This window comes from Enterococcus casseliflavus NBRC 100478, assembly GCF_001544095.1.
Taxonomy (GTDB): domain Bacteria; phylum Bacillota; class Bacilli; order Lactobacillales; family Enterococcaceae; genus Enterococcus_D; species Enterococcus_D casseliflavus.
In genome coordinates, this window is the sequence record NZ_BCPT01000012.1 from 22,982 (window position 1) to 45,243 (window position 22,262).

A 22,262-nucleotide genomic window follows, 5' to 3' on the forward strand; every position below is an offset into this window, starting at 1 on the left:
GTAAGTTGTATTTTTTTACTCTGAGTGCTATTTTTTATTAAAAGAAACTTATTTCAGAATAAAAGGTGAAAAAATGTCGACCGTAACCGCACTCACAATTGTTGTCCCTATTTATAATGCTGCAGAACATTTGACTCGATGCATTGATTCAATAACTGCAAATACGTTTAGAAACTTTGAGTTACTGTTAATTAACGATGGGTCAACTGACAACAGCTTAGAGATCCTAAAAGAAAAAGAAATGGAAGATTCAAGAATAAAAGTTATTACAAAAATCAATGAAGGTGTATCTAAAACTAGAAATCTTGGAATAAAAGTAGCGACCGGGAAATTCATAATGTTTATAGATAACGACGATTATATTGAGAAGGATTACATTCAGACATTTATTGATAATTGTATCAAGAACGATGCTGATTTGGTAATCGGTGGTTATAAGCGTGTGAACAAAAGCAAAATCATGTTTTCTGATTTTCCACGGGATTGTGATTGGGGAAAATATGTTATTCTTGCGCCGTGGGCAAAAATTTATAATCGCCAGATTTTGATAGACAACAATATCTTATTCTTAGATTATCCAATTGGTGAAGATGTTTACTTTAATTTAAAAGTATTCAGCAACACCAAAAAAATAGTGTCAATTGATTATGTCGGATATAATTGGTATTTTAATGGCCACAGTATCTCAAATACTTGTCAAAAAGGTTTTAATAAAGATATTGATATTCTTTTCTTATTAGATAAGTTAATTGAAGCTGCACATGGTCAATCAGATGCCTACTTAAAATACTTTATTAAGCGTTACTATGTTTGGTTCCTTCTGTTCTCAGGAAGACAGGCTCATAGAAATGATTTTCTAATTGAACATAAACGAATTAAAAAATGGATTTCTGACAGGAAATTTGATAGTACACTCAACCCTTTATCTAATGAACTAAAAGGAGAGGGAATAAAAAACAGATTAATAGTTTTCGCTTTTCGATCACTCGAAAAATCGCATCTAATTCCTCTTTTTTCTAAGTTTTATTGTAAAGGAACTATCGGCTGCAAATCAAAACAAACAATTTAATTGAAAGCTTTCTTTGTCCTATTAATAAAAAAATCGCCCACTTTTTTATTTTGAGTGGGCGATTTTTTATGCTTCTGTTGCTACTTTGCGGAGATACGCAACTTGAACTGGATCTGTGTGAATCCAAGTTTCATAGCCTGCTTTTTCCATCATCGCTTGGATTTTCTTCAAGTCGCCTTCTGTTTTCACATGAGTAAATTTGTTTCCTGTCAAAAAGTAAACTTTCGGATCATTTTGATTTCTAAATAGTAACATGGTTTCTCCTACTTTCTTTGGTTGAATTTGTGGTGTGTTTGCTTCACATCTATATGAAAGCAGCGATCCAAGATGCACTGCAAGAAGGAATTATTTTTAAAGACCCTACTTATAAGGTTTCATCTCGTGGTGGTATTTCAGATAAATCAGATAGAGATAAATTCCTAAACTACAATGAAACCAAAAAACTCACAAATTCTTTGATTGATGGCATCAAGCCAACCTACGTATCTAGATATATGATTCTTTTAGGTATTGCTACAGGAATGCGATATGCGGAGATACTTGGATTGACTTGGAACTGTATAGATTTTGAAGATAAAACTGTTAGAGTTGAGAAAACATGGGACTATGTATACAAACAAGACTTTTCAAATACAAAGAATTACCAATCAATGCGCCTTATTACTGTTGACGACTTCACTCTTGACCTTTTAAAACAATTAAAGAAACATCAACGTGAATATTATTTTGGTAGGATACTAAAGAATGAGAAAAATCTAGTTTTCCTAAATGACGATATGGAGTTGATATCAAACTCTGCAGTAAACAAAACGTTGAAGAAACATCAAAAGAAAATTGGAATAGATCAACCGATAAACTTTCATGGACTTCGACATACACATGCATCAATACTTATCTATCAAGGTGTTAATCTAAAATACGTTTCCAGACGTTTGGGCCATAAAAAAATTGAAACGACATTAGGTATTTATCAGCATATTCTTGATGAAATGGAACAAAAAGAGTCTCAAATCGTTAGCACGACAATGGGTGAGCTGTTTGCATGAATCCATATTCTCGTGCAAAATTGGTGCAAAATCATTCTATTTTCTCTAGTTTTCTTCCACTTTCTTACATTTAAAAAAATGCAAGAACCCTTGATATATAAGTATTCCTTATATAATCAAGGGTTCTTCTGGTTTCTTCATAAGGAGAGTACAGGATTTGAACCTGCGCGCCGGGATGAACCGGGTCGGCGGATTTCGAGTCCGCTGCATTACCACTCTGCCAACTCTCCATAACAGTTATTTTCGCTAGTTTTATTAAAAATGTCAAGAAAAATCTGCACCCAATAAGTAATGGGATGCAGATTTTTTGTTCTTTAATCGAAGATGTAGCTATCTTTCTTTTCGATTACGCCTTCAATGGTCTCGTTGATGATTTTGATGATCTGGTCATCGGTGGGTGTGATGATACCCGCCGACATTAAGGAAGCCAAACCAGTCACAACGATCCATGCGCCATTATGTAGTGCATTTACCGCATCTTCTGAAAGATCCGCATATTTTTCTTCTGATTTGATCAAGGATTTGAAATAGGTCGATGAAAAATCATGCATCAATTTCCCACCGCCATAGTCGTCGATAAAAAGGGCGATGTAGAGATTGTGCTGCTCTTGAGCGAAGCGTATATAATTCAGGCCTAAATCAACAAGTTTGTCTCCTGTTCGAACAACTGGAAAAACATTTTCCGATAAATCTTTGAAAACAGCCTCCACCAAGGTATTTTTTAAGTCCTGCATATTTTCGAACTCAAGATAAATCGGTTGAGTAGAAATTCCCATGTGCTTAGCGATATTCCGGGCCGTAAAATTGCCAAAACCTTCTCTATTGATCAGTTCATAAGCGGCCTTCAAAATGTGTTCTCTTGTATAGACCTTCCTTCGCATCAATATATCCCCCTTTTTATATTTATTTAATTGTAACCGAGATATTCATTTTTTTAAAATAAAACACTCCATCCGTTATCTTATTTCTATTCACTTTGTTCATTAAAAACGAATGTTTACTAATTAAAAGAAGTGCTTCTCCTTTCATTTATCACAAAAAATCCTACGCATTGGCTGCTAGTTATTTTTCAAATCTACTTTTCTTCCTTGTTGAAAACTCGCTGAAATTGTACACTAAGAATGTAGTGCGCAAATTCGATTGAAAAAGGAGTTTGGAAATGGCTGAATCAAAAGAGCTATTATTGGAGACCTGTTTGTTGGCAGGAAAAATCATGATGGAAAACGGCTCGGAAGTCTATCGAGTGGAAGATACAATGAATCGAATTGCAGCAAATGCCGGAGAGCAAGGCAGCATTAGTTATGTAACAGCAACTGGACTTTTTATGGGCTTACGCAGTAGCCACTATGCACAAGTAGAAAATGTTCATGATCGAGTCATCAATCTCGAAAAAATTGTTGCCGTCAACGGATTGTCTCGTGCCTATGCTGAAAAAAAAATCTCGTTAGTGGAACTGCACGAGGCATTAAAAAAGGTCAATCCAACGACACCAAGTTTTCCTTATTGGCTGCAGGTGTTTAGTGCGGGCGTGGTCAGCAGTACTTTAATGATTATTTTCGGCGGTGCTTGGTTTGATTTTCTAGCAACGTTTGTCATTGGCTGTCTAGGATTTTTATGCGCCTATTGGGTCAAAAAAGTCATCGATATCCGCTTTTTGGATATGTTTTGCGCCTCTTTACTGATCGGTACTTTGTCTCTTCTGGCGGTCTCTCTTCATGTCGCACAAAACGTCGATAATTTGATTATCGGTGCCGTCATGCCCTTAGTTCCTGGTGTAGCGATCACCAATTCCTTTCGGGATATTTTGGCAGGCCATCTCATCAGTGGGACTGCTCGGGGAACTGAAGCTATTTTCACAGCTGCCGCGATCGGTGTTGGCATCGCCACGGTCTTCACCTTATTTGGAGGGATCTCATGACGATTTTTATTCACCTTTCCTTTAGCTTTTTAAGCACCGTGACCTTTGGTATCTTGACCAATATTCCTAAAAGAGCCTTAGTTGCAACAGGCATCGCTGGAACGGTTGGCTGGATGATCTATTGGTCATTGAAAACGATTGGCTATGGTCTAGGCAGCGCCAACTTCTTAGCCGCATTTGCCGTCGGTTGCGTCAGCATCTTTTTTTCCCGCAGAAAAAAAATGCCCATGATCATTTTTAACATTCCTAGCCTCGTTCCTCTCGTACCGGGTGGTCCTGCCTACAAAGCCGTTCGAGAATTCGCTTTGGGCGACAACTTTGTCGGCTTTGAAAATCTGATGATCGTTGTCATCACCGCTGGGGCGATCGCTGGAGGCTTCATGATGACGAGTGTGGTTGAAAAGATCGTGAATCGTTGGCAAATCAAGCGAACGAAAAAACATCCCTCAGATAAAAAAATCTCCTGAAACTATTGGTGCGCAGAAACTATAAATTTTTCTTATTTCAGACTTTAGTACAATGTTTTCTTTTCGGACTTCTTTTATAATAAAGGCATACCTTACAAAACTGTTTGACGTTTGTCATTTGTTTTACTGGATTTTTCTGGTCTCACCCCGTATAGTGGGATTATGAAACATAAAGGAGATGAAGTCCTGTGAGCATAGCAACTTCTCGTCGTATCATTAATACGATTTCTATTATTGGCTTAGGTTTATCTATCGCATTAACGATCTATTTTATCAATCTAGGTGTTTTCAAAGACATTAATGCACTGCGAGGTCTAGTTGGAAATTCCGTTATCTTAGGACCAATCGTCTTTATCCTTTTGCAGATCTTGCAAGTAGTGATCCCGATCATTCCCGGTGGTGTCTCCAGCGCTGCAGGTGTCTTGATTTTCGGTCCTTATCTAGGATTCGTTTATAACTATGTAGGAATCAGTATTGGTTCTGTCATTATTTTCCTGCTAGGCCGACGATACGGTAAACCATTCATTTTAAGTATGATCAGTGACAAAACTTACGATAAATATATTGGCTGGTTAGATAACCAAAGCCGATTTGAAAAACTTTTCGCCCTTGCAATCTTTCTACCAGTCGCCCCAGATGATGCCCTTTGTCTAATGGCTGGCTTGACCAACATGACAGTGAAGAAATTTACGCTGATTATTTTGTTGGCAAAACCTGCTTCAATTTTCTTGTACAGCATGGCTTTGATTTATGGTGGAACATTCTTAACTGGTTTGTTAGGCGGATAAGAAAAATAGGTAAGAAAAACGATCAATTCATTGAGCCGAACATGAAGGAGCTGCTTTTCATACAGGGATCTATACCTGTGGCGAATGTGCTTCTGAAACTGTTCGACTCTTTTTTTTCCGCCTTTCTAGAATAAATAGGAACTAAAATACTTACTTTTGTTAGGATGACGACCATGAATTATTTAAAAAACAGCTTAGTCAACACTTGGGATTTTTTGAAAGACAGCAACGCCTACTTCCGTGATGTGTTACTGATGCACGGTGCTTTGTTGTTCTTAGTGATCCCAATCTTATCGGCTTCCACCAAGTTCGTCTTAAAACGCGGGGGCTTGCCTTACCTTTCTTTTGATAATATCGGCAGTATCTTTACCGACCACCCAGTCGTGCTGCTCTCATTAACACTGATTTTACTTTTGATTTTATTAGCTGTCTTTTTTGAGTTTACTTTTTTGCTGCTAAGTGTCTATTTTATTAAAAAGAAACAGCCGATCAGCTTGCGGCAATTGTTACGGATGACTGTTTTGCAGTTGCGTAAATTACGGCCGATGACCTTTTTATTTTTCCTGTTTTACTTCTTACTGATTTTACCGATCGGTGGGTTGAGTTTTAATTCTGATTTACTCGCAAAAATCAAAATTCCCGCATTTATCATGGATTTCATTTTTGCCAACCGTGTCTTGATCATCGGGGCAGTGCTGTTGGTTTATGTTTTGTTGATTTACTTGGGGATTCGCGTGATCTTTGCCTTGCCAGAAATGATATTACGTGATCTGCCCTTTCGAAAAGCCATCAAAGAAAGCCTCCAAGTAACAAAACGCCGTTTTTTTGCCATCGTTGGACAATTTGTCTTTATCGGCGGTAGCATTTTGTTGATTTCGACACTAGGCTTCACTTTGCTGATTACCATTCAGGCGGTGATTGAAGTTGTTACACCGGACTATGCGTTGTATAGTGCTGTTTTTATTATGACTTTCTTGCAGTTTATCTTGTTACTGAATGTCATTTTATCGACGGTAGCCATTTTTTACATCATCGTTGATTTCATGGATGATGAAGGCTTTTTACCGGAGATTCCTTCATGGTTCCACCAAGAGCCATTGAACCAGCGTCATTTCTTAGGTCTAAAAAGTTCGTTGTTTACCTTGGTAACGGTGCTTTTCGGTGTCGGTGTTAGTCTATATAATATGAACTATCTGACTTCAGCTGCTTCGATCCATCCGGTAACGATCTCCCATCGAGGGGTCAGCGACGGACAAGGGGTCCAAAATTCTCTTGAAGCACTACGCTTTACTAGCGAGAAGTATCAACCGGATTACGTTGAAATGGACGTCCAACAAACAAGCGATGGTCATTTTATTGTTTATCATGATTTTTCTTACCGTCCGTTGACAGGTGGTCAGGGAAAACCAGAGCAATTGCCTTTGAGTTACGCCGAATCACTGACGGTTTCGGAAAACAACCAGACAGCACGTATTCCAACCTTTGATGAATACTTGGCACTTGCCAACCAATTGGACCAAAAACTGCTGGTGGAGATCAAAACGCAGCGAAAAGATACCGCGGAACTTGTAAATGCCTTTTTAGCAAGATATCAAGAGGACCTCCTTGCAAATGGGCATATTATGCAAAGTCTCTCCTATACAGTTGTTGAGGAATTAAAGGCTCAGGCGCCTCAATTGATTTCAGGGTACATCATGCCCTTCAATGTCGTGGGACCACCACTGACCAGTGCTGATTTTCTGACGATGGAATACAGTACGATCAACCGCAACTTCATCGCTTCTGCCCGAACCGATGGCAAGGAAGTGTTCGTTTGGACCCCCAATGATGCGGATACTATCAGCCGGATGCGTTTTTACGGGGTGGACGGGATCATTACTGACCAGATGGAGATCTTAAATGAAGAGTTGAGTGTGACGGAAGAAGATATGACTTATTCAGACAAACTATTGAATTTTGTGATCGGCGTTGGCTGATTTCACACGAAGAAAAATGCTGCTCACGGTGTTCCGTTGAGCAGCATTTTTTGCTAGTTGGTTAGGCAACGTTCGTTTGCGTACAAATTTTATTGAAACTGACGATCATTCGACGATTACAAGCTTCTACTTGTGCTTGATCTTCTTCTTCATAACTTGAAACGACGATCAACGCCGTATTTACGTATAGTTTTTCCACCACACCAATCACAGGCTTGCTCGCCCCGACAGGTTGGCAGACATATTTTTCACCGATCGTAATATTCTCCATATCCTCACCTCAACCGTTTTCTTTCTTAAAGATATAATAACAAAAAAGCATCAAATTGAAAACGTTTTATTTCAATTCATCACGCATTTGTCACCAAGAAATGACAGTTTCGTTCGTTGAAACCCACTGCTTTGTTCGTGCGACTTCTTAAAAAGCATTTTATACTAAAGGAAATCAAAAGGAGATGAGTCAAATGCCAATTATTCAAACCTGTATCTTTGGACTATTGTCTGCTGCGTTGCTTTGGGGATTAAAAGAAGACCGCTGATTTATTGGCCCAACGATCTAGTAACACAACAAATGCGAAAATAAAACAACGCCTTGAGCCAATCAGACTGGCTCAAGGCGTTTCTTTATCGAATTATAGACGTTCGTTCAATTCTTTTGCAAGATCTTCAAAACCTGGTTTGCCAAGTAAGGCGAACATATTTTTTTTGTACGCTTCAACTCCTGGTTGGTCAAATGGGTTCACGCCATTTAAGTAGCCAGAAATACCCACAGCGATCTCAAAGAAGTACATGGTGTAACCTAACGTGTATGCATCCATTGTAGGAATTTTTACTAACAGATTTGGTACATCCCCATCTGTATGTGCAAGTAATGTTCCTTCAAAGGCTTTCGTATTAACAAAATCAACTTCTTTTCCTTCTAAGTAGCCAAGACCATCAAGATCTGCTTCTTGTGTAGGGATCGCAATTGATTTGCGTGGTTTTTCAACTTTAACAACTGTTTCAAAGATATTGCGACGGCCTTCTTGGATGTATTGACCAAGAGAATGCAAGTCTGTCGAGAAGTTTGCACTTGAAGGATAGATCCCTTTTTGGTCTTTTCCTTCAGACTCGCCGAATAATTGTTTCCACCATTCTGAGAAGTATTGCATGCCTGGTTCGTAGTTGATCAGCAATTCGGTTACTTTGCCTTTACGATAAAGGATGTTACGCATTGCTGCATATTGATACGCTTCATTTTTTTCAAGGTTGTCACTTGCGTAAGCATCGCTAGCATCTGCTGCCCCTTGCATCAAGGCATCGATATCCGCTCCGCTGGCAGCGATTGGTAATAAACCAACAGCAGTCAATACAGAGAAACGGCCGCCGACGTCATCTGGAATCACAAAGGTTTCCCAGTTTTCAGCATCTGCTTCAACTTTTACTGCACCTTTCGCTTTATCCGTTGTTGCGTAGATGCGTTTGTTGGCTTCTTCTTTGCCGTATTTTTCAATCAAACGTTCTTTGAAAACACGAAAAGCGATCGCTGGCTCAGTAGTTGTTCCTGATTTTGAGATCACATTCACAGAGAAGTCACGGTCACCGATGATTTCGATCAAATCTGCTAAGTATGTTGAAGAAATCGAATTACCTGCAAAAAAGATTTGTGGTGCTTTGCGTTCTTCATTTGGTAGCAAGTTAAAGAAAGAATGATTTAAGAAATCAATCGCTGCTTTCGCTCCTAAATAAGATCCGCCGATCCCGATCACGACTAATACTTCAGAATCAGATTGAATTTTTTCAGCCGCTTTTTTGATGCGCGCAAATTCATCTTTGTCATAGTTTTTAGGAAGGTCGATCCAACCTAAAAAGTCGCTACCAGCACCTGTTCCTTCGCGTAATTGTTTGTCTGCTGCTGTAACTTGACTTTGCATGTAGCTCAATTCGTATTCGTTCACGAATGGTGCTACTTTCGAATAGTCAAACTTGATGTGTGACATGATTTGTCCTCCTTGAAAAAATAGTTTTTCATACACTACCTACTTTACGTTTTTTTTCAACTTTTTTCAAGTAATTCCTGATAGGTAGCCTGTTGGGTGATTTTAGACAAGTCCTTGAGCAAACATTGCTTTAGCAACTTTTTCAAAGCCTGCGACGTTCGCACCTAACATAAAATTATTTTTTTGTTCGAAGGTTTCAGCAGTATCACGGCATGCTTCATAGATCGACTTCATGATATCGTCCAATTTGGCATCGACTTCAGCTTTTTCCCATTGCAGTCGTTGGGAGTTTTGACTCATTTCTAACGCAGAAACGGCTACGCCGCCAGCATTGGCTGCTTTTCCTGGGCAGTAGAAAATTCCTTCTTCAATAAAATATTCTGCTGCTTCTAATGAGCTAGGCATATTCGCGCCTTCAGAAACGACCCGGACACCATTGGCTTTTGCACGTTTGGCTTGTGAGAGATCAATCTCGTTTTGTGTCGCGCAAGGAAAGGCTAATTCCGCTGGTGTATCAAAATCCCAGACAGATGCCCCTTCATGATATTCGGCTGATGGACGTTCCTTGGCGTAAGCCGTCAACCGTTCACGCTTCACTTCTTTGATCTCTTTTAACAAGGCCAGATCAATGCCGTCTTTATCATAGATAAAACCAGAGGAATCAGAACACGTGACAGGGATCGCACCTAATTCTTGCAATTTCTCAATTGCATAGATCGCAACATTGCCGCTTCCAGAAACGATCGCTTTTTTGCCTGCAAAGGTTTCACCTAGGTCTGTCAATAAATGCTTAACGAAATAAACGGCGCCATAACCCGTTGCTTCTGTGCGGTTTTTACTGCCCCAGAAGTCTAATGGCTTACCAGTTAAAATACCAGCATCGTATTGTTTCAATCGTTTGTAGGCACCAAACAAATAGCCGATTTCTCGGCCTCCGACACCAATGTCGCCAGCAGGAACATCTAAGTCAGGTCCGATATGTTTTGACAGCTCCGTCATAAAGCTTTGGCAAAAACGCATCACTTCGGCATCTGATTTTCCTTTTGGATCAAAATCACTTCCGCCTTTGCCGCCGCCGATCGGCAGACCTGTCAAGCTGTTTTTGAAGATTTGCTCAAACGCCAAAAACTTCAAGATACTCAAGTTTACACTTGGGTGAAAACGCAAGCCGCCTTTGTAAGGCCCCATTGCCGAGTTGAATTGAATCCGATAGCCACGGTTTACTTGCCAGTTGCCTTGATCATCTTGCCACGGGACTCTGAATTGGATAAAACGTTCTGGTTCAGTTAAGAGTGCAAGGATATTTGATTCAATATATTCTGGATGCTCCTCTAAAAAGGGAACGATCGTAGGCAAAAATTCATCAATTGCTTGAAGAAATTCCGGTTGGTGTTGGTCTTTCTCATGAATCTTCGCTTGAATTTCTTTCACGTAAGCTGAAGCTTTGGTCATAGTGCATTACCTCCTTTAAGATATTTTCTATTTTAAAGAAATTTTCTGAAATTGCACGCTTTTTTTTAGAATTGTCAGAATTTTTTATTATTCGAAAAAAATCGACCAATCCTTTCAGCACTCATAGCCGATGTGTTACAATCCCAAAGAGGTGAAAAGAATGGAAAAAACCTATGATGTCATTGTTGTTGGTGCAGGTACGAGCGGCATGATGGCTGCGATCACTGCTGCCAAACAAGGTGCGCGGGTGTTATTAATCGAAAAAAACAAAAAAATCGGCAAGAAATTATTGATGACTGGCGGCGGACGCTGCAATGTAACCAATAATCGGCCGGTAGATGATTTAGTTGCTCATATTCCAGGAAACGGCAAGTTTTTGTATAGCACGTTTTCTCAATTCAATAATTATGATGTAATGGCGTTTTTCGCAGACTTAGGTGTCGTCTTAAAAGAAGAAGATCACGGACGGATGTTCCCTGTGACGAACAAATCAAAAACCATCGTCGAAGCGTTGCTTCAAGCAATCAACGATCATCACGTCACCCTATTGACGAACACGGTCGTCACAAAGCTGATCCATGACGGTATTCAAATTCGCGGCGTGCGAACCGAAACCGATGAGTTCTCTGCCCCTAGTGTGATTTTGACGACAGGTGGCCGCACCTATCCTTCCACGGGCGCAACGGGGGACGGCTATAAGATGGCAAAAAAAGTCGGCCATACCATTACGCCACTTTATCCAACCGAATCGCCGCTTGTTTCAGAAGACTCCTTTATTCAAGAGCGGACGTTGCAAGGCATTTCCTTGCAAGACATCACGTTGAGTGTCTTGGATCAAAAAGGAAAGCCCATCGTCGCCCATACCATGGATCTTTTGTTTACCCACTTTGGGTTATCTGGTCCAGCTGCTTTACGCTGTTCCTCTTTTGTAAATCAAGAATTGAAAAAGCAACAACCCGTGACGGTTGTTCTGGATTGTCTGCCAGCAAAATCCCATGAAGCCTTGACCCAGGAATTGATTCAGTCTGCAGCTTCGAAGAAACAATTGCCGAATGCTTTAGCTGGCTTTTTGCCTGAGCGCTTGATGACCTTCTTTTTGCAGCAGCTAGACCTGCATGAGCTGGTTGCTGAAAAAGCCTCACCAGAACAGTTGGCGGCGCTCGCTTCCTTGATCAAAGGCTTTTCAGTCACTATCGTTCGCACGTTCCCGTTAGAAAAGTCTTTCGTGACTGGTGGCGGGGTCCATCTGAAAGAAATCAATCCAAAAACCATGGAGAGCAAGAAAATCAACGGCTTGTATTTTGCTGGTGAATTATTGGATATCAATGGGTATACAGGTGGTTTCAACATTACAGCAGCGTTTTGTACTGGACATGTTTCAGGGAAAAACGCAGCAGAAACAGCTAGTTATTTCAGTTATTGATCGATGACTCAGGTGTTTGCAGCAATATCCTTGCCGTTGCTACCAACACCTGGGTCTCCTCTCTTTTTGCTTATTAGTTGGGTTTTTCTCAAAGTAGGCGTAGACTAAAGATAGCAAGATCGAGGGAGGGTTTTTAATGAAACGAATTTCAAGAGGTAAATTTGAACGAATGCAAAAACTTTCAAATGAGGATGGTGTGATTGCCGCACTAGCGATCGACCAACGTGGTTCCATGAAAAAAATGATGAAGGCGGCAACTGGACCGGATGACTTTACGATGGAACACATTTATGAATTCAAGCAGTTGGTTTCCCAAGAATTGACCAAATATGTCAGCAGTATTTTGTTAGATGAGGAATATGGCTTCTTAGGGATCGAAGCAAAGAATCCCAATGCTGGCTTGATCCTTTCCTATGAAAAAACAGGGTATGATGTCAATACGCCGGGTCGTTTGCCAGAAATTCTACCCAATGAATCGCTGCAGCGCTTAGTGAAAAAAGGGGCAGATGCTGCAAAAGTCTTGGTTTATTATAATCCAGATGAACCGCAAGAGATTTTAGATACCAAACATGCGTTTTTAGAACGTTTAGGTACGGAGGCACAAGCGGCCGATATTCCGTTATTTGTAGAGCCAATCGTTTACGACGATGAGATCACAGATGACAAATCACCTGCTTTTGCCAAGATCAAACCGAGCAAGGTCATCCGAACCATTCAGGAACTGACGAAAGATCACTACCATATCGATATTTTGAAAGTCGAAGTACCGGTTCAGTTCGACTTAGTTGAAGGTTTCCAAAAAGAAGGCTTAGAGGCCGTCTATACGCAAGAAGAAGCCGCCAATTACTTCAAAGAAGCTAGTGATGCTGCGACGCGACCATTTATCTATTTGAGTGCGGGTGTCCCAGCGAATGTCTTTCGCGATGAATTGACCTTTGCTGGTCAACACGGTGCTAAATTCTCAGGGATCTTAGGTGGACGAGCAACTTGGCGCGATAGTGTGGAAATCTATGGGAAGCAAGGCGCCAAAGTATTACTGGAATGGCTGGACACCCAAGGGAAAGAAAATGTTGAAGAATTAAACGCCATTCTAAAACAATATGCCACTCCGTGGTTTGACTTTTATGGTGGTTTAGAAAATATTGAGGTTTTCGATATTGAAGTAATGGAATAAAATAGTACAAAATAATCCCCGTGAACGGCATTTCAAGATGGTTCACGGGGATTTTTTATTCGTGTTCAGGTGCCAACAAATCGGCAAAGACCGCCCTAGTCAATTGTTGCAACGCTTGTGGGGCAAGCCCCATCTGCAACCCGCGCTTTCCTGCAGAAACCACGATTTCTTCCAGTGTCTGCGCCCCACGATCAATATAAGTAGGAAAGAGCTTTTTCATCCCGATCGGCGAACAGCCGCCGCGAATATAGCCAGTCGTTTCTTCTAAATCTCTCAGATGCAGCATCTCTACTTTTTTGTTTCCACTGACTTTGGCTAACTTTTTCAGATCCACTTCTCTGTTTCCAGGAATCACAGCCACCAGCGGACCTGTTTTGTTGCCCACTGCCACCAGCGTTTTGTAGATGGCTTGCGGGCGTGCTAGTTGCGCAGCGACGGATTGCGCATCGAGATGGTCTTCCGACCACTCATAGGTGTATTCGTTATAAGCGATTTTCTGTTGTTCTACTTGACGGATCGCATTGGTTTTTTGTTTCTTCTTCGCCATTTTATCCCTCTTTTGTTTTGGTTTCTTTTAAGAGAAGGCCTTGGCTGGTCTTACTCATTGAGTGAAAATTCTTGTAAGTAGTTGGTCATTCGTTCGATCGGTATTTGTCCAGGTGCTGAAGCACCTTGCAACGAAGCAAAAGTAAAGACCGAACCAGTCAATGCCCCACTAACCCGGCTGATTTTCCCCAGCTCCCCCATCGACATGATCGCCAACGGCAGTTGGTTGAAGCCACGAGCTTTAGTAATGATCCCCATCAAACGTAAAACATCTTGGACTTGCTTGGGCATCATCGCTAACTTGCCAACATCGGCACCAAATTGATTCATTACGCCGATCTTTAAAATCAACACAGCATCTTCTGGCGTTTTCTCAAAATCATGATTGCTCAATATCAGCTTTACCTGTGCCTTTTTGATTTCTTGAATAAAGGCTCGACCTAAAAATTCAGCTTTCTCTAATTCGACATCGATCCAATCGATCAAGCCTGAATCAGCAGCAGCTAAACACAATTCTTTGTACTGGGTCAATGTGAACGGCCGCTCGCCCCCTTCTTCCAAGGTTCGAAAAGTGAAGAGCAGCTCTTTGTGCTTTAATGTCGTGCGAATATGTGATAACGCATCTAAGACCGCTTGCTGGTCTTCGACATGTTTGTAATGATCAACACGCCATTCGACGATCTGTGCCTCTGATTCCTCAGCAGCAATGGCTTGTTTCAAGATCTCTTCATTGGTTTTCCCAATCAATGGCACACAAATCAACGGTGTTTTCCCGTCTAACGTTACTGGTTTTGATCGGCTCATCTACTTCACTCCTTTTTCATTTGATAAAAGAATACTTTCAGATAGTTCCCTTCGGAAAAATGCTTATCTACCGCAAAATCAGCTGGTAGACGATAACTTTGAATACATTCATAAGCAACGTGTGCTTTCTCTAAGGATGCTTCGATCATTTCTTGAAACTTCCTCGGTGAAAGATTGGCCGCATTCGTTGAGGCGATCAACAAGCCATCCGGCGCTAAAATCGCCAAACTATCAGTGACTAAGTCGCCATAATTTTTCGCAACCGAGAAGACCTTTTTCTTGTTGCGGGCAAAACTCGGCGGATCTAAAACGATCACATCAAAGCGCAAGTCTTTTTTGCTGGCATAATTGAAGTAATTAAAAACATCCATGACATGGATACGCTGGGTATCTGGATCAATGCCGTTGACTGCAAATTGTTCGCGGGTCTTTTCTAGACTGCGTTTTGCCAAATCGACACTCGTTGTTTGAGCAGCGCCACCGACAGCAGCAGCGACAGAAAACGCCCCCGTATAACTGAACATATTTAAAACCGTCTTGCCAGCTGCCAAGCCATCAACAAGTTGCCCACGAACTTCTTTTTGATCCAAAAAGATGCCCGTCATTAGTCCTTCGTTCAAATACGTCGCATACGTGACGCCATTTTCCTTCACCAGTAAGGGTTCAGGTGCCGTTTTTCCATAGACCCATGCTGATTCAGGCAGTTCAGACGTAAAGCGGATTTTTTCATAAGCCCCTTTGATCTCGGGAAATATTTGACGAAAAGCCGCCACGATCGCTTTTTTATGTTGATAAAGGGTGGCATTGTACCAAGAAAAAACGACATACTCGCCATACAAATCTACGGTAAGTCCCCCCAATTGATCCCCCTCGCCATTAAACAGACGAAAGGCATCTGTCAGGTCATCTTGATAGTAAGCACTACGCTTGCCTTTTGCTTTCGCAAAGCGTTGCGCAAAGAATGCTTGGTCGATCACTGTTTCTTCAAAGGATACGACCCATCCGATCCCTTTATTTTGTTCCCCAAGATAGCCGACACCTAAGAAATGGTTGGCCTGATCAATAAAGGTGACCCACTCCTTCGTCTCGATTGCTTGTTGAAGATCTTCTCGTTGGATCAACGGATTCTTTTTGCGAAGCTTCGCTGATCCTTGCTTCGTTAGTTTTATTTTCATGTTCATCTGCTCCATTCATTCTCCTTTTTAGTATAGCAAAAAGCGACTGTATTGTCTGTATCCTTGAAAGTAAAGAAATACTTAATTCCGCGTCATGACAAGGAATTCATTTGACACGTCTTTCACAGCCTAGTAAAATGTACTGTGATGTAAAATCGTAATTTACCGGTTATACTGGAAAAAGAGAGGACGATTCCTTTGAAAAAAAATAAAGTATCCACCTTTGTGAATACAAGAATGGGCTTTTTTTTCCTATTAGCCCTATTATTTTGGCTAAAAAATATCTTTGCCTATATGGTGGACTTCCACCTAGGTATTGAAAGCAGCATTCAGTACTTCATCTTATTCATCAATCCGATCGCAACGACTTTGTTGTTGCTGTCGATCGCATTGTACGTAAGAAGAACCAAAGCAGCTTATATCACGATGCTTGTGATCTATTTCTTGATGACTCTGCTGTTGTTCTCTAATGTTTCGTACTATCGAGAATTCACTGACTTTATCACCATCAACACGATGCTCGGTGTAGGAAAAGTAGCAAGTGGTCTAGGAGAAAGCGCAATTCGCTTGTTCCGTCCCTACGATGTGTTGTACTTCATTGACTTTATCGTGCTGATTGCAGCCTTTTCAATGAAAAAAATCAAAATGGACACTCGTCCTGTGCGGGCACGGATGGCTTTTGCGATCTCAACCTTAGCTGTCATGGTCTTTTCTGCCAATCTTTTCTTAGCAGAAGCGGATCGTCCTGAACTGCTTACTCGAACGTTTTCTCGTGACTATTTAGTGAAATACCTTGGGATCAACGCCTTTACGGTTTATGATGGGGTACAAACTTATCAAGCTTCGCAAGTACGTGCCGAAGCGAGTCCCAACGACATGAACGAAGTAGAGAGCTATGTTAAAGAACATTACGCAGAACCAAATGATGATCTGTTCGGTATCGCAAAAGGCAAGAATGTCATTTATATTCACTTAGAAAGTGTTCAGCAATTCTTGATCGATTATAAATTGAAAGATGAAGATGGCGTGGAACATGAAGTCATGCCGTTTATCAATAGTTTATACCATAGCGATAGTACCTTTAGTTTTGATAATTTCTTCCACCAAGTAAAAGCTGGGAAGACCAGTGATGCCGAAACATTATTCGAAAATTCCCTGTTTGGATTGAATCAAGGAGCGTTATTCACTCAACTGGGTGGGAAAAATACCTTTGAGGCAGCTCCAGATATTTTAGGTCAAACGCAAGGCTATACCAGTGCGGTTTTCCACGGAAATACCGGTACCTTCTGGAACCGAAATGAAACCTACAAACGGTTTGGCTATGATTATTTCTTCGACGCATCTTATTATGATGTCAATGATGAAAATTCATTCCAATACGGCCTACATGACAAACCATTCTTTGAACAATCCGTACAATACTTAGAACGTCTGCAACAACCGTTCTATTCAAAATTCATTGCGGTTTCTAACCACTACCCATATTCTGAATTTACCAATGAAGAAGGCGGCTTCCCGCTAGCGAACACTTCTGATCAAACGATCAATGGCTATTTCGCAACCGCGAATTATTTGGATAAAGCCGTGGAAGAGTTCTTCAATTACTTGAAAGAAAGTGGCTTATACGAAAATTCAGTCATCGTTTTATATGGTGACCATTACGGAATTTCCAATTCTCGTAACCGTAACTTAGCAGAATTGCTTGGAAAAACAAGTTCTACATGGACAAACTTTGACAATGCCTCGTTACAACGTGTGCCTTATATGATTCATATTCCAGGACAATCAAACGGCGGCATCAATCATACGTATGGTGGCCAAGTCGATGCCTTGCCAACCCTATTGCACTTACTGGGTGTGGATACATCAAACTATATCCAATTAGGACAAGATTTATTCTCTGATCAAAACGAACAACTGGTTGCTTTCCGCGATGGCGACTTTGTGACACCAGACTACACCTACTACAGCAGTACATTGTATGACAATCGTACCGGCATGCCGATCAACGATCCATCCGATGAATTGCAAGCCAAAGTCGATGAATGGAAAGCCAAAGTCGACAAGCAGCTTTCGGTTTCTGATCAGATCAATAATGGTGACCTTTTACGATTCTACGCGAAAAGCGGTCTAGAAGAAGTTGATCCTTCGACCTATAACTACAAAGACGCCCTTCAGCAAATGATGGACATTGAAAAGAATCTAGGCAGTGATTCAACTAGTGCCTTTTCTCAAAATGGCAATCAATCGACCGTCGATCTGTATCAAACAAAAACCTTCCAAGAATACCAGCAGATGACGGAACAAGATAGCGGAGAATAACCTATAAGTACTACAAGATCGATCCAGCAAGGCGGATGCTTTGCTGGATTTTTTTCGGCTGTTTTGTTCGTAAAAACCCGATTTTTTTTATTGCTTTTTTAGCTTCGATATTTTACTACAAGAACTTCATACTTTATTCAAACTCCCCTTTTATACTATGAAATAGGATGAGGTGAACTAGATGAAAACTATACATTTTGCGATTGCCAGCATATTTTATCATAAAAAAGCCATGGTCCTTTATACGCTTGTATCCTTCTTTGCCGTGATTGGCTTGATCGTGACCTTCGCTTTGATCTACTCAATGGATCAAGTAATCGCTCAAACCAGAGATCTCTTAACAACAGAAGATTTGCAAACGAAAGTAGCGGAAGAGATCCAACCAGTCACGACGATCTATCATCAACTGTTCTATTTGATTTTTAGTGCCTTTACACTGGTCTTTATCGGCTTTCAAGTTTATTACCAATTATCGAAACGCTCAGAATACACTGCCTGGTTAGCAAGCGGTGCCACCACCAGACAATGGGTGGCGATGCAGTTGCTTGAAATGCTCTTGCCGCTTTTAGCAGCTGCCGTGATCGCCTTTGTGTTATTGCTGCTCTTCCAGCCTTATTTCCAGCGAGAATTGCTTAGCGGGCATATCATCGCTCTTGATCGTGAGCGTGCTTCGGATCACTTTTGGGAGGCTGTTCAAAGTCTTCCCGGTCAAGAATTCGCCATTACGATCCCGCAAAACAGTCAAATTATGGTCCAAAATGTTGACTTGAACAGCACCACTTGGCTGGCTATTTTATTTGAAAGTACGCGCCACACACTTATCGTATTGCTTGCCGCGGTTACCAGCTTTACTGGTCTGATTGCTAGCGGACATAGTCTGTATTGGAGGAAAAAACAATGGAAAAACCAACTCAGCTAACGAAATCAATTGGTTTCTTTTATGTTGCGAAAGACAATGAAACAAAAACATCTGAATTAAGTTTGCTGCTTTCACAAAAAAAAGCAATCTTGATTCGCGCACAGTGGCCCTCCGTCCCCTTTTTATCGGTCATGGACAATGTATCTCTTGCAAATAAAAAGGGGGGCGATTTAGAGGATGTGCTGCCTTATGTACAGCTTCCCTTATCGGCTTTGAAAAAAGATCGAACAGAGTTAACACCCTTTGAGGAGCTCAAAATTCAACTGCTCTTAGCTTTGCTTTCAGAAAGACAAACCCTTTTAATCGAAAATGTCTTGAGCACATTAACAACGAAAGAGGTTCAAACCCTGTTGCCCTTGTGTCAAGAAATCGCCGAACAATTTGCTGTTGCCATCTATTTGATTCATGAAGACGAATGCTTTGCCCATACCCCTTATACTACTTATCTATAGTTTACATAGCCCCCAAACAAGAAGGCTTGCTTGCAAAAGCAGGTCTTTTTGTTTGGGCTGCTGCCACTGAACCGCAAAAAAAATCGACCGGCTAAGCGAATTGCTGCCGGTCGATTGCTATTCTTCATTTAAGTCGATATCAGGAAAAGAGATTTTAAACGTCGTGCCCTTGCCAAGTTCACTTTCTACACTGATCTTTCCTTTGTGCAGGCGTACGAGCTGTTCAACAATCGATAGGCCCAAACCTGATTCACCAAATTGACGGTTTTTACGGGAAGGATCGACTTTGTAGTAACGATCCCAAATATTCTTGACTTGTTCTTCAGACATGCCGATTCCCGTATCACTGATCTCAATGATCGTTTCCAAGTAGCCTTTTTCGATTCGAACCCGAATTTCTCCATCTTCCGTAAACTGGATCGCATTTTGTAAAATATTGACCATGATTTGGACGAAACGATCGTAGTCGGCATAGACGTCAATTGGCTCTGTTGTTTCTAAAATCAACACATCTTTGGCGATTTCTGCCTTGCTCTCAAGTTGCGTCAGCAGATTTTTGATGGTTTGCGTTGCATCGAATTTTTTGATGACCATCGAGATTTGATTGGTTCGGATTTTCTCGTAGTCAAGGTTTTCGTTGACTAACCGAATCAAGCGATTGGTTTCATTTTTCATCAAGCGGATCGCATTGTCCTTTTGATTTTCAGGAATCGCGTTGTACTCTAACCCTTCCAATAAGCCATTGATGGTCGTCAAAGGCGTGCGCATCTCATGAGAAGCGTCTGCCATAAATTGCCGACGACGTTCTTCTTGTCGTTCAATTTCCTCTTGCGACTCTTTTAAGGATTTCGTCATTAAATTAAAATCTTCGGCTAACTCATCAAATTCATCCCGATTATGCACTGGCAAGAAGATATCAAAATTGCCATTGGTGATCTCCTTGGTTGCTCGTTTCATGCGATTGATCCGCCTTACTTGGAACGTAGCAAATAGGTAACTGATCAATAAGGAAACGACGATCGAGATCAAACATACTTTAAACAAGTTTTGGTTAAAAGCACTGACAAGATTCAAGATGCTGCTTGCCGATTGTGAAACCACCATCACCCCGTAAAAATCCGTTCGATTGACAGAAAAAGGAATCAAAACATAGGAAGTCAGTTCTTTTTCCCCATATAGATTCGTGGGTGATGTCAATTGCAGACGCGCCCCGTTTTCTAAGGATTGCCAGTCTTTTTCAGAAATTGGAAAATCCACCGCACGAGTCGTATCTAATGGATAAATAATGTCATCGGGGCTTTTAAAGAAAGCAAAAGAAATGTCTTGGTTGCTCAAAATATTTTCAGCCAAATGCAGAGAATATTGCAGATAGCCATCTCGCGTCATATTTTGCTGCAAATATTCTGAATCGCTGATTTGCGAAATCGTCGCGACCGACGAAGCATACCCCATTAACTGCTCATAATTTCGTTCTTGTAATGTTTGGCGCGTCATTTGTGTAAACGCAATACCAATCGTCATCAAAATCACGAAGATCACAACAAAAAACGCAATCAGCTGTTGATACAAGTAGCGCATTAAGCAGCACCTGCATCGTCAAATTTATACCCCACACCCCAGACGGTTTGAATGATCTGAGGTCCCACTTTTTCTATTTTTTGTCTTAGTTTTTTGATATGCGCATCAACCGTCCGTTCGTCACCAAAATATTGGTAATCCCAAACTAGTTCTAACAATTGCTCTCGTGAAAAGACTTGCCGCGGTTTTTTCGCTAACGTATAAAGCAAATCAAATTCCTTCGGCGTCAACCCATCGATGGGTTTGCCATTTAAATAGGCTTCCCGTGTTTTTGTGTTCATTTTGAAATGATCGGTCACAACATCAAAAGTTGCATCGGAAGCTTCAGGCGTTGTTTTTTCAACCAACTCACTGCGGCGGTGTAAGGCTTTGATCCGCGCGATCAAGGTCAGTGGACTAAAAGGTTTCGTCACATAGTCATCTGCCCCCATCTCCAACCCGATGACTTGATCGCTTTCTGAATCACGGGCCGTCAACATAATAATAGGTACTGTACTGGAGATTTTGCGAATTTCGCGCGCCACCATCATGCCATCCATGGAAGGAAGGTTCAAGTCAAGGGTGATCATGTCCCATTTGTCTGGTTCAGCAGCAAAGGCTTCCAGTCCTTCTTTGCCGTCGTACTTAAAAGCCGCTTCCCATCCTTCATTCAAGAAAAACATTTGCATCATTTCAGAAACAGATTCGTTGTCTTCAATCATTAATATATTCATTTTCTTCACCTCTATGTTCTTTATCAAATCGTTGCAGATTCTCTTCGATCAGGCCAAAGATCGGCACGATGAACCAAGGGATCGCGATCATTTCAACTAGGAAAAAATTGGTCCATTCTTGCCATTTCAAGACAAACCCAATGACCGCCATGATTCCGCCAAAAAGCAGAAAATAACGGGCGCATAGTTTCTGAGCATGCCGCCAGTTGCGTTCATTTTGTTTTGCTAAATAGGAACGGTAGCCATAAATAAGGTTCATTTTTTTTGATGGAAAAAGAAAAAAAGTGAGACCAATCAAGAAAAAAATGATGCCAATTACTAAAAAAATCATCGTTTCACTCCATTCTTCCTATAGTATACTCGAATTTCTTTCTTCTACCAACAACTTCACCGATTATTCATAAAGGTTTGCCTTTTTTTCAATCTTTGATAAGATTGTGAGTGGACTATGACTATAAACC

General features: G+C 41.0%; 22 protein-coding genes and 1 tRNA gene. 11 read left to right on the top strand and 12 right to left on the bottom strand.

What is annotated here, in order from left to right:
* Nucleotides 1–73: 73 nt before the first annotated feature.
* Nucleotides 74–1,069, top strand: a complete 996-nt coding sequence (locus tag ECA1_RS11160; protein WP_060792512.1) for a glycosyltransferase family 2 protein — start codon at nucleotides 74–76, stop codon at nucleotides 1,067–1,069.
* 66 nt (nucleotides 1,070–1,135) lie between these two features.
* On the opposite strand, the gene ECA1_RS11165 is transcribed toward ECA1_RS11160, so the two are convergent.
* Nucleotides 1,136–1,324, bottom strand: coding sequence for an MPN domain-containing protein (locus ECA1_RS11165; protein ID WP_060792513.1), 189 nt, complete (start codon nucleotides 1,322–1,324; stop codon nucleotides 1,136–1,138).
* Between the two features lie 53 nt (nucleotides 1,325–1,377).
* On the opposite strand from ECA1_RS11165, the gene ECA1_RS11170 reads away from it, so the two are divergent.
* The gene (locus tag ECA1_RS11170) at nucleotides 1,378–2,115 is read left to right on the top strand and encodes a tyrosine-type recombinase/integrase (RefSeq protein WP_060792514.1); all 738 of its coding nucleotides are present in this window, start codon (nucleotides 1,378–1,380) and stop codon (nucleotides 2,113–2,115) included.
* Between the two features lie 142 nt (nucleotides 2,116–2,257).
* On the opposite strand, the gene ECA1_RS11175 is transcribed toward ECA1_RS11170, so the two are convergent.
* Both ECA1_RS11175 and ECA1_RS11180 read right to left on the bottom strand, forming a co-directional pair.
* Nucleotides 2,258–2,345 (bottom strand) — tRNA-Ser (locus tag ECA1_RS11175).
* A gap of 84 nt (nucleotides 2,346–2,429) precedes the next feature.
* Complete coding sequence (locus ECA1_RS11180; protein ID WP_010749693.1) at nucleotides 2,430–2,996, bottom strand: TetR/AcrR family transcriptional regulator; 567 nt, start codon at nucleotides 2,994–2,996, stop codon at nucleotides 2,430–2,432.
* Between the two features lie 278 nt (nucleotides 2,997–3,274).
* On the opposite strand from ECA1_RS11180, the gene ECA1_RS11185 reads away from it, so the two are divergent.
* From ECA1_RS11185 to ECA1_RS11200, 4 genes are all read left to right on the top strand, one after another.
* Nucleotides 3,275–4,033 (top strand): threonine/serine exporter family protein, encoded by a 759-nt coding sequence (locus ECA1_RS11185; protein ID WP_010749694.1) that lies wholly within the window; start codon nucleotides 3,275–3,277, stop codon nucleotides 4,031–4,033.
* Entirely contained in the window at nucleotides 4,030–4,500 is a 471-nt protein-coding gene (locus ECA1_RS11190; RefSeq protein ID WP_060792515.1) for a threonine/serine exporter family protein, read from the top strand. Before ECA1_RS11185 ends, ECA1_RS11190 begins: the two co-directional genes overlap by 4 nt.
* 188 nt (nucleotides 4,501–4,688) lie before the next feature.
* On the top strand, nucleotides 4,689–5,288 hold the full coding sequence (locus ECA1_RS11195) for a TVP38/TMEM64 family protein (protein ID WP_005229140.1): 600 nt from the start codon (nucleotides 4,689–4,691) through the stop codon (nucleotides 5,286–5,288).
* Nucleotides 5,289–5,461: 173 nt separating this feature from the next.
* On the top strand, nucleotides 5,462–7,264 hold the full coding sequence (locus tag ECA1_RS11200) for a glycerophosphoryl diester phosphodiesterase membrane domain-containing protein (protein ID WP_060792516.1): 1,803 nt from the start codon (nucleotides 5,462–5,464) through the stop codon (nucleotides 7,262–7,264).
* Between the two features lie 61 nt (nucleotides 7,265–7,325).
* On the opposite strand, the gene ECA1_RS11205 is transcribed toward ECA1_RS11200, so the two are convergent.
* The 3 genes from ECA1_RS11205 to gdhA form a co-directional block, all read right to left on the bottom strand.
* Nucleotides 7,326–7,535: a hypothetical protein gene (locus tag ECA1_RS11205; protein WP_005229136.1), complete on the bottom strand. Its 210-nt coding sequence runs from the start codon at nucleotides 7,533–7,535 to the stop codon at nucleotides 7,326–7,328.
* A gap of 361 nt (nucleotides 7,536–7,896) precedes the next feature.
* Entirely contained in the window at nucleotides 7,897–9,243 is a 1,347-nt protein-coding gene (locus ECA1_RS11210) for a glucose-6-phosphate isomerase (protein WP_060792517.1), read from the bottom strand.
* Nucleotides 9,244–9,345: 102 nt separating this feature from the next.
* On the bottom strand, nucleotides 9,346–10,695 hold the full coding sequence (gene gdhA, locus ECA1_RS11215; protein ID WP_005229132.1) for an NADP-specific glutamate dehydrogenase: 1,350 nt from the start codon (nucleotides 10,693–10,695) through the stop codon (nucleotides 9,346–9,348).
* A gap of 160 nt (nucleotides 10,696–10,855) precedes the next feature.
* On the opposite strand from gdhA, the gene ECA1_RS11220 reads away from it, so the two are divergent.
* Together ECA1_RS11220 and ECA1_RS11225 are read left to right on the top strand one after the other, a co-directional pair.
* Nucleotides 10,856–12,118 carry a BaiN/RdsA family NAD(P)/FAD-dependent oxidoreductase gene (locus ECA1_RS11220; RefSeq protein WP_060792518.1) on the top strand — a complete coding sequence of 421 codons (1,263 nt, stop codon included), beginning with the start codon at nucleotides 10,856–10,858 and terminating at the stop codon, nucleotides 12,116–12,118.
* Between the two features lie 136 nt (nucleotides 12,119–12,254).
* Nucleotides 12,255–13,292 (top strand): tagatose 1,6-diphosphate aldolase, encoded by a 1,038-nt coding sequence (locus ECA1_RS11225; RefSeq protein WP_060792519.1) that lies wholly within the window; start codon nucleotides 12,255–12,257, stop codon nucleotides 13,290–13,292.
* A gap of 55 nt (nucleotides 13,293–13,347) precedes the next feature.
* Here the strand turns inward: ECA1_RS11225 and ybaK are convergent, their stop codons facing one another.
* From ybaK to ECA1_RS11240, 3 genes are read right to left on the bottom strand one after another with little or no spacing between them, the layout of a single operon-like run.
* Nucleotides 13,348–13,839 (bottom strand): Cys-tRNA(Pro) deacylase, encoded by a 492-nt coding sequence (ybaK, locus tag ECA1_RS11230; RefSeq protein ID WP_016608676.1) that lies wholly within the window; start codon nucleotides 13,837–13,839, stop codon nucleotides 13,348–13,350.
* Nucleotides 13,840–13,889: 50 nt separating this feature from the next.
* Nucleotides 13,890–14,642: a type I 3-dehydroquinate dehydratase gene (aroD, locus tag ECA1_RS11235; RefSeq protein ID WP_016608677.1), complete on the bottom strand. Its 753-nt coding sequence runs from the start codon at nucleotides 14,640–14,642 to the stop codon at nucleotides 13,890–13,892.
* 5 nt (nucleotides 14,643–14,647) lie between these two features.
* The gene (locus tag ECA1_RS11240) at nucleotides 14,648–15,817 is read right to left on the bottom strand and encodes a class I SAM-dependent rRNA methyltransferase (protein WP_060792547.1); all 1,170 of its coding nucleotides are present in this window, start codon (nucleotides 15,815–15,817) and stop codon (nucleotides 14,648–14,650) included.
* A gap of 237 nt (nucleotides 15,818–16,054) precedes the next feature.
* Between ECA1_RS11240 and ECA1_RS11245 the strand changes: the two genes are divergently transcribed.
* From ECA1_RS11245 to ECA1_RS11255, 3 genes are all read left to right on the top strand, one after another.
* Nucleotides 16,055–18,139 (top strand): LTA synthase family protein, encoded by a 2,085-nt coding sequence (locus ECA1_RS11245; RefSeq protein WP_016613914.1) that lies wholly within the window; start codon nucleotides 16,055–16,057, stop codon nucleotides 18,137–18,139.
* 181 nt (nucleotides 18,140–18,320) lie between these two features.
* Nucleotides 18,321–19,058, top strand: coding sequence for an FtsX-like permease family protein (locus ECA1_RS11250; RefSeq protein ID WP_060792520.1), 738 nt, complete (start codon nucleotides 18,321–18,323; stop codon nucleotides 19,056–19,058).
* The gene (locus ECA1_RS11255) at nucleotides 19,037–19,510 is read left to right on the top strand and encodes a hypothetical protein (RefSeq protein WP_060792521.1); all 474 of its coding nucleotides are present in this window, start codon (nucleotides 19,037–19,039) and stop codon (nucleotides 19,508–19,510) included. The genes ECA1_RS11250 and ECA1_RS11255 overlap by 22 nt, the downstream gene beginning before the upstream one ends.
* A gap of 117 nt (nucleotides 19,511–19,627) precedes the next feature.
* Here the strand turns inward: ECA1_RS11255 and ECA1_RS11260 are convergent, their stop codons facing one another.
* The 3 genes from ECA1_RS11260 to ECA1_RS11270 are packed head-to-tail and all read right to left on the bottom strand — an operon-like array spanning nucleotide 19,628 to nucleotide 22,132.
* Entirely contained in the window at nucleotides 19,628–21,088 is a 1,461-nt protein-coding gene (locus ECA1_RS11260; protein WP_005229120.1) for an ATP-binding protein, read from the bottom strand.
* Complete coding sequence (locus tag ECA1_RS11265; protein ID WP_010749704.1) at nucleotides 21,088–21,801, bottom strand: winged helix-turn-helix domain-containing protein; 714 nt, start codon at nucleotides 21,799–21,801, stop codon at nucleotides 21,088–21,090. The genes ECA1_RS11260 and ECA1_RS11265 overlap by 1 nt, the downstream gene beginning before the upstream one ends.
* The gene (locus ECA1_RS11270; RefSeq protein WP_015510109.1) at nucleotides 21,782–22,132 is read right to left on the bottom strand and encodes an SdpI family protein; all 351 of its coding nucleotides are present in this window, start codon (nucleotides 22,130–22,132) and stop codon (nucleotides 21,782–21,784) included. The genes ECA1_RS11265 and ECA1_RS11270 overlap by 20 nt, the downstream gene beginning before the upstream one ends.
* Between the last annotated feature and the right edge of the window lie 130 nt (nucleotides 22,133–22,262).

Bases quoted from the DNA above. Each gene is read 5' to 3' on its own strand.
- ECA1_RS11160 (WP_060792512.1), top strand. From the start codon at position 74: ATGTCGACCGTAACCGCACTCACAATTGTTGTCCCTATTTATAATGCT.
- ECA1_RS11165 (WP_060792513.1), bottom strand. From the start codon at position 1,324: ATGTTACTATTTAGAAATCAAAATGATCCGAAAGTTTACTTTTTGACA.
- ECA1_RS11170 (WP_060792514.1), top strand. From the start codon at position 1,378: ATGAAAGCAGCGATCCAAGATGCACTGCAAGAAGGAATTATTTTTAAA.
- ECA1_RS11180 (WP_010749693.1), bottom strand. From the start codon at position 2,996: ATGCGAAGGAAGGTCTATACAAGAGAACACATTTTGAAGGCCGCTTAT.
- ECA1_RS11185 (WP_010749694.1), top strand. From the start codon at position 3,275: ATGGCTGAATCAAAAGAGCTATTATTGGAGACCTGTTTGTTGGCAGGA.
- ECA1_RS11190 (WP_060792515.1), top strand. From the start codon at position 4,030: ATGACGATTTTTATTCACCTTTCCTTTAGCTTTTTAAGCACCGTGACC.
- ECA1_RS11200 (WP_060792516.1), top strand. From the start codon at position 5,462: ATGAATTATTTAAAAAACAGCTTAGTCAACACTTGGGATTTTTTGAAA.
- ECA1_RS11205 (WP_005229136.1), bottom strand. From the start codon at position 7,535: ATGGAGAATATTACGATCGGTGAAAAATATGTCTGCCAACCTGTCGGG.
- ECA1_RS11210 (WP_060792517.1), bottom strand. From the start codon at position 9,243: ATGTCACACATCAAGTTTGACTATTCGAAAGTAGCACCATTCGTGAAC.
- gdhA (WP_005229132.1), bottom strand. From the start codon at position 10,695: ATGACCAAAGCTTCAGCTTACGTGAAAGAAATTCAAGCGAAGATTCAT.
- ECA1_RS11220 (WP_060792518.1), top strand. From the start codon at position 10,856: ATGGAAAAAACCTATGATGTCATTGTTGTTGGTGCAGGTACGAGCGGC.
- ECA1_RS11225 (WP_060792519.1), top strand. From the start codon at position 12,255: ATGAAACGAATTTCAAGAGGTAAATTTGAACGAATGCAAAAACTTTCA.
- ybaK (WP_016608676.1), bottom strand. From the start codon at position 13,839: ATGGCGAAGAAGAAACAAAAAACCAATGCGATCCGTCAAGTAGAACAA.
- aroD (WP_016608677.1), bottom strand. From the start codon at position 14,642: ATGAGCCGATCAAAACCAGTAACGTTAGACGGGAAAACACCGTTGATT.
- ECA1_RS11240 (WP_060792547.1), bottom strand. From the start codon at position 15,817: ATGAAAATAAAACTAACGAAGCAAGGATCAGCGAAGCTTCGCAAAAAG.
- ECA1_RS11245 (WP_016613914.1), top strand. From the start codon at position 16,055: ATGGGCTTTTTTTTCCTATTAGCCCTATTATTTTGGCTAAAAAATATC.
- ECA1_RS11250 (WP_060792520.1), top strand. From the start codon at position 18,321: ATGAAAACTATACATTTTGCGATTGCCAGCATATTTTATCATAAAAAA.
- ECA1_RS11255 (WP_060792521.1), top strand. From the start codon at position 19,037: ATGGAAAAACCAACTCAGCTAACGAAATCAATTGGTTTCTTTTATGTT.
- ECA1_RS11260 (WP_005229120.1), bottom strand. From the start codon at position 21,088: ATGCGCTACTTGTATCAACAGCTGATTGCGTTTTTTGTTGTGATCTTC.
- ECA1_RS11265 (WP_010749704.1), bottom strand. From the start codon at position 21,801: ATGAATATATTAATGATTGAAGACAACGAATCTGTTTCTGAAATGATG.
- ECA1_RS11270 (WP_015510109.1), bottom strand. From the start codon at position 22,132: ATGATTTTTTTAGTAATTGGCATCATTTTTTTCTTGATTGGTCTCACT.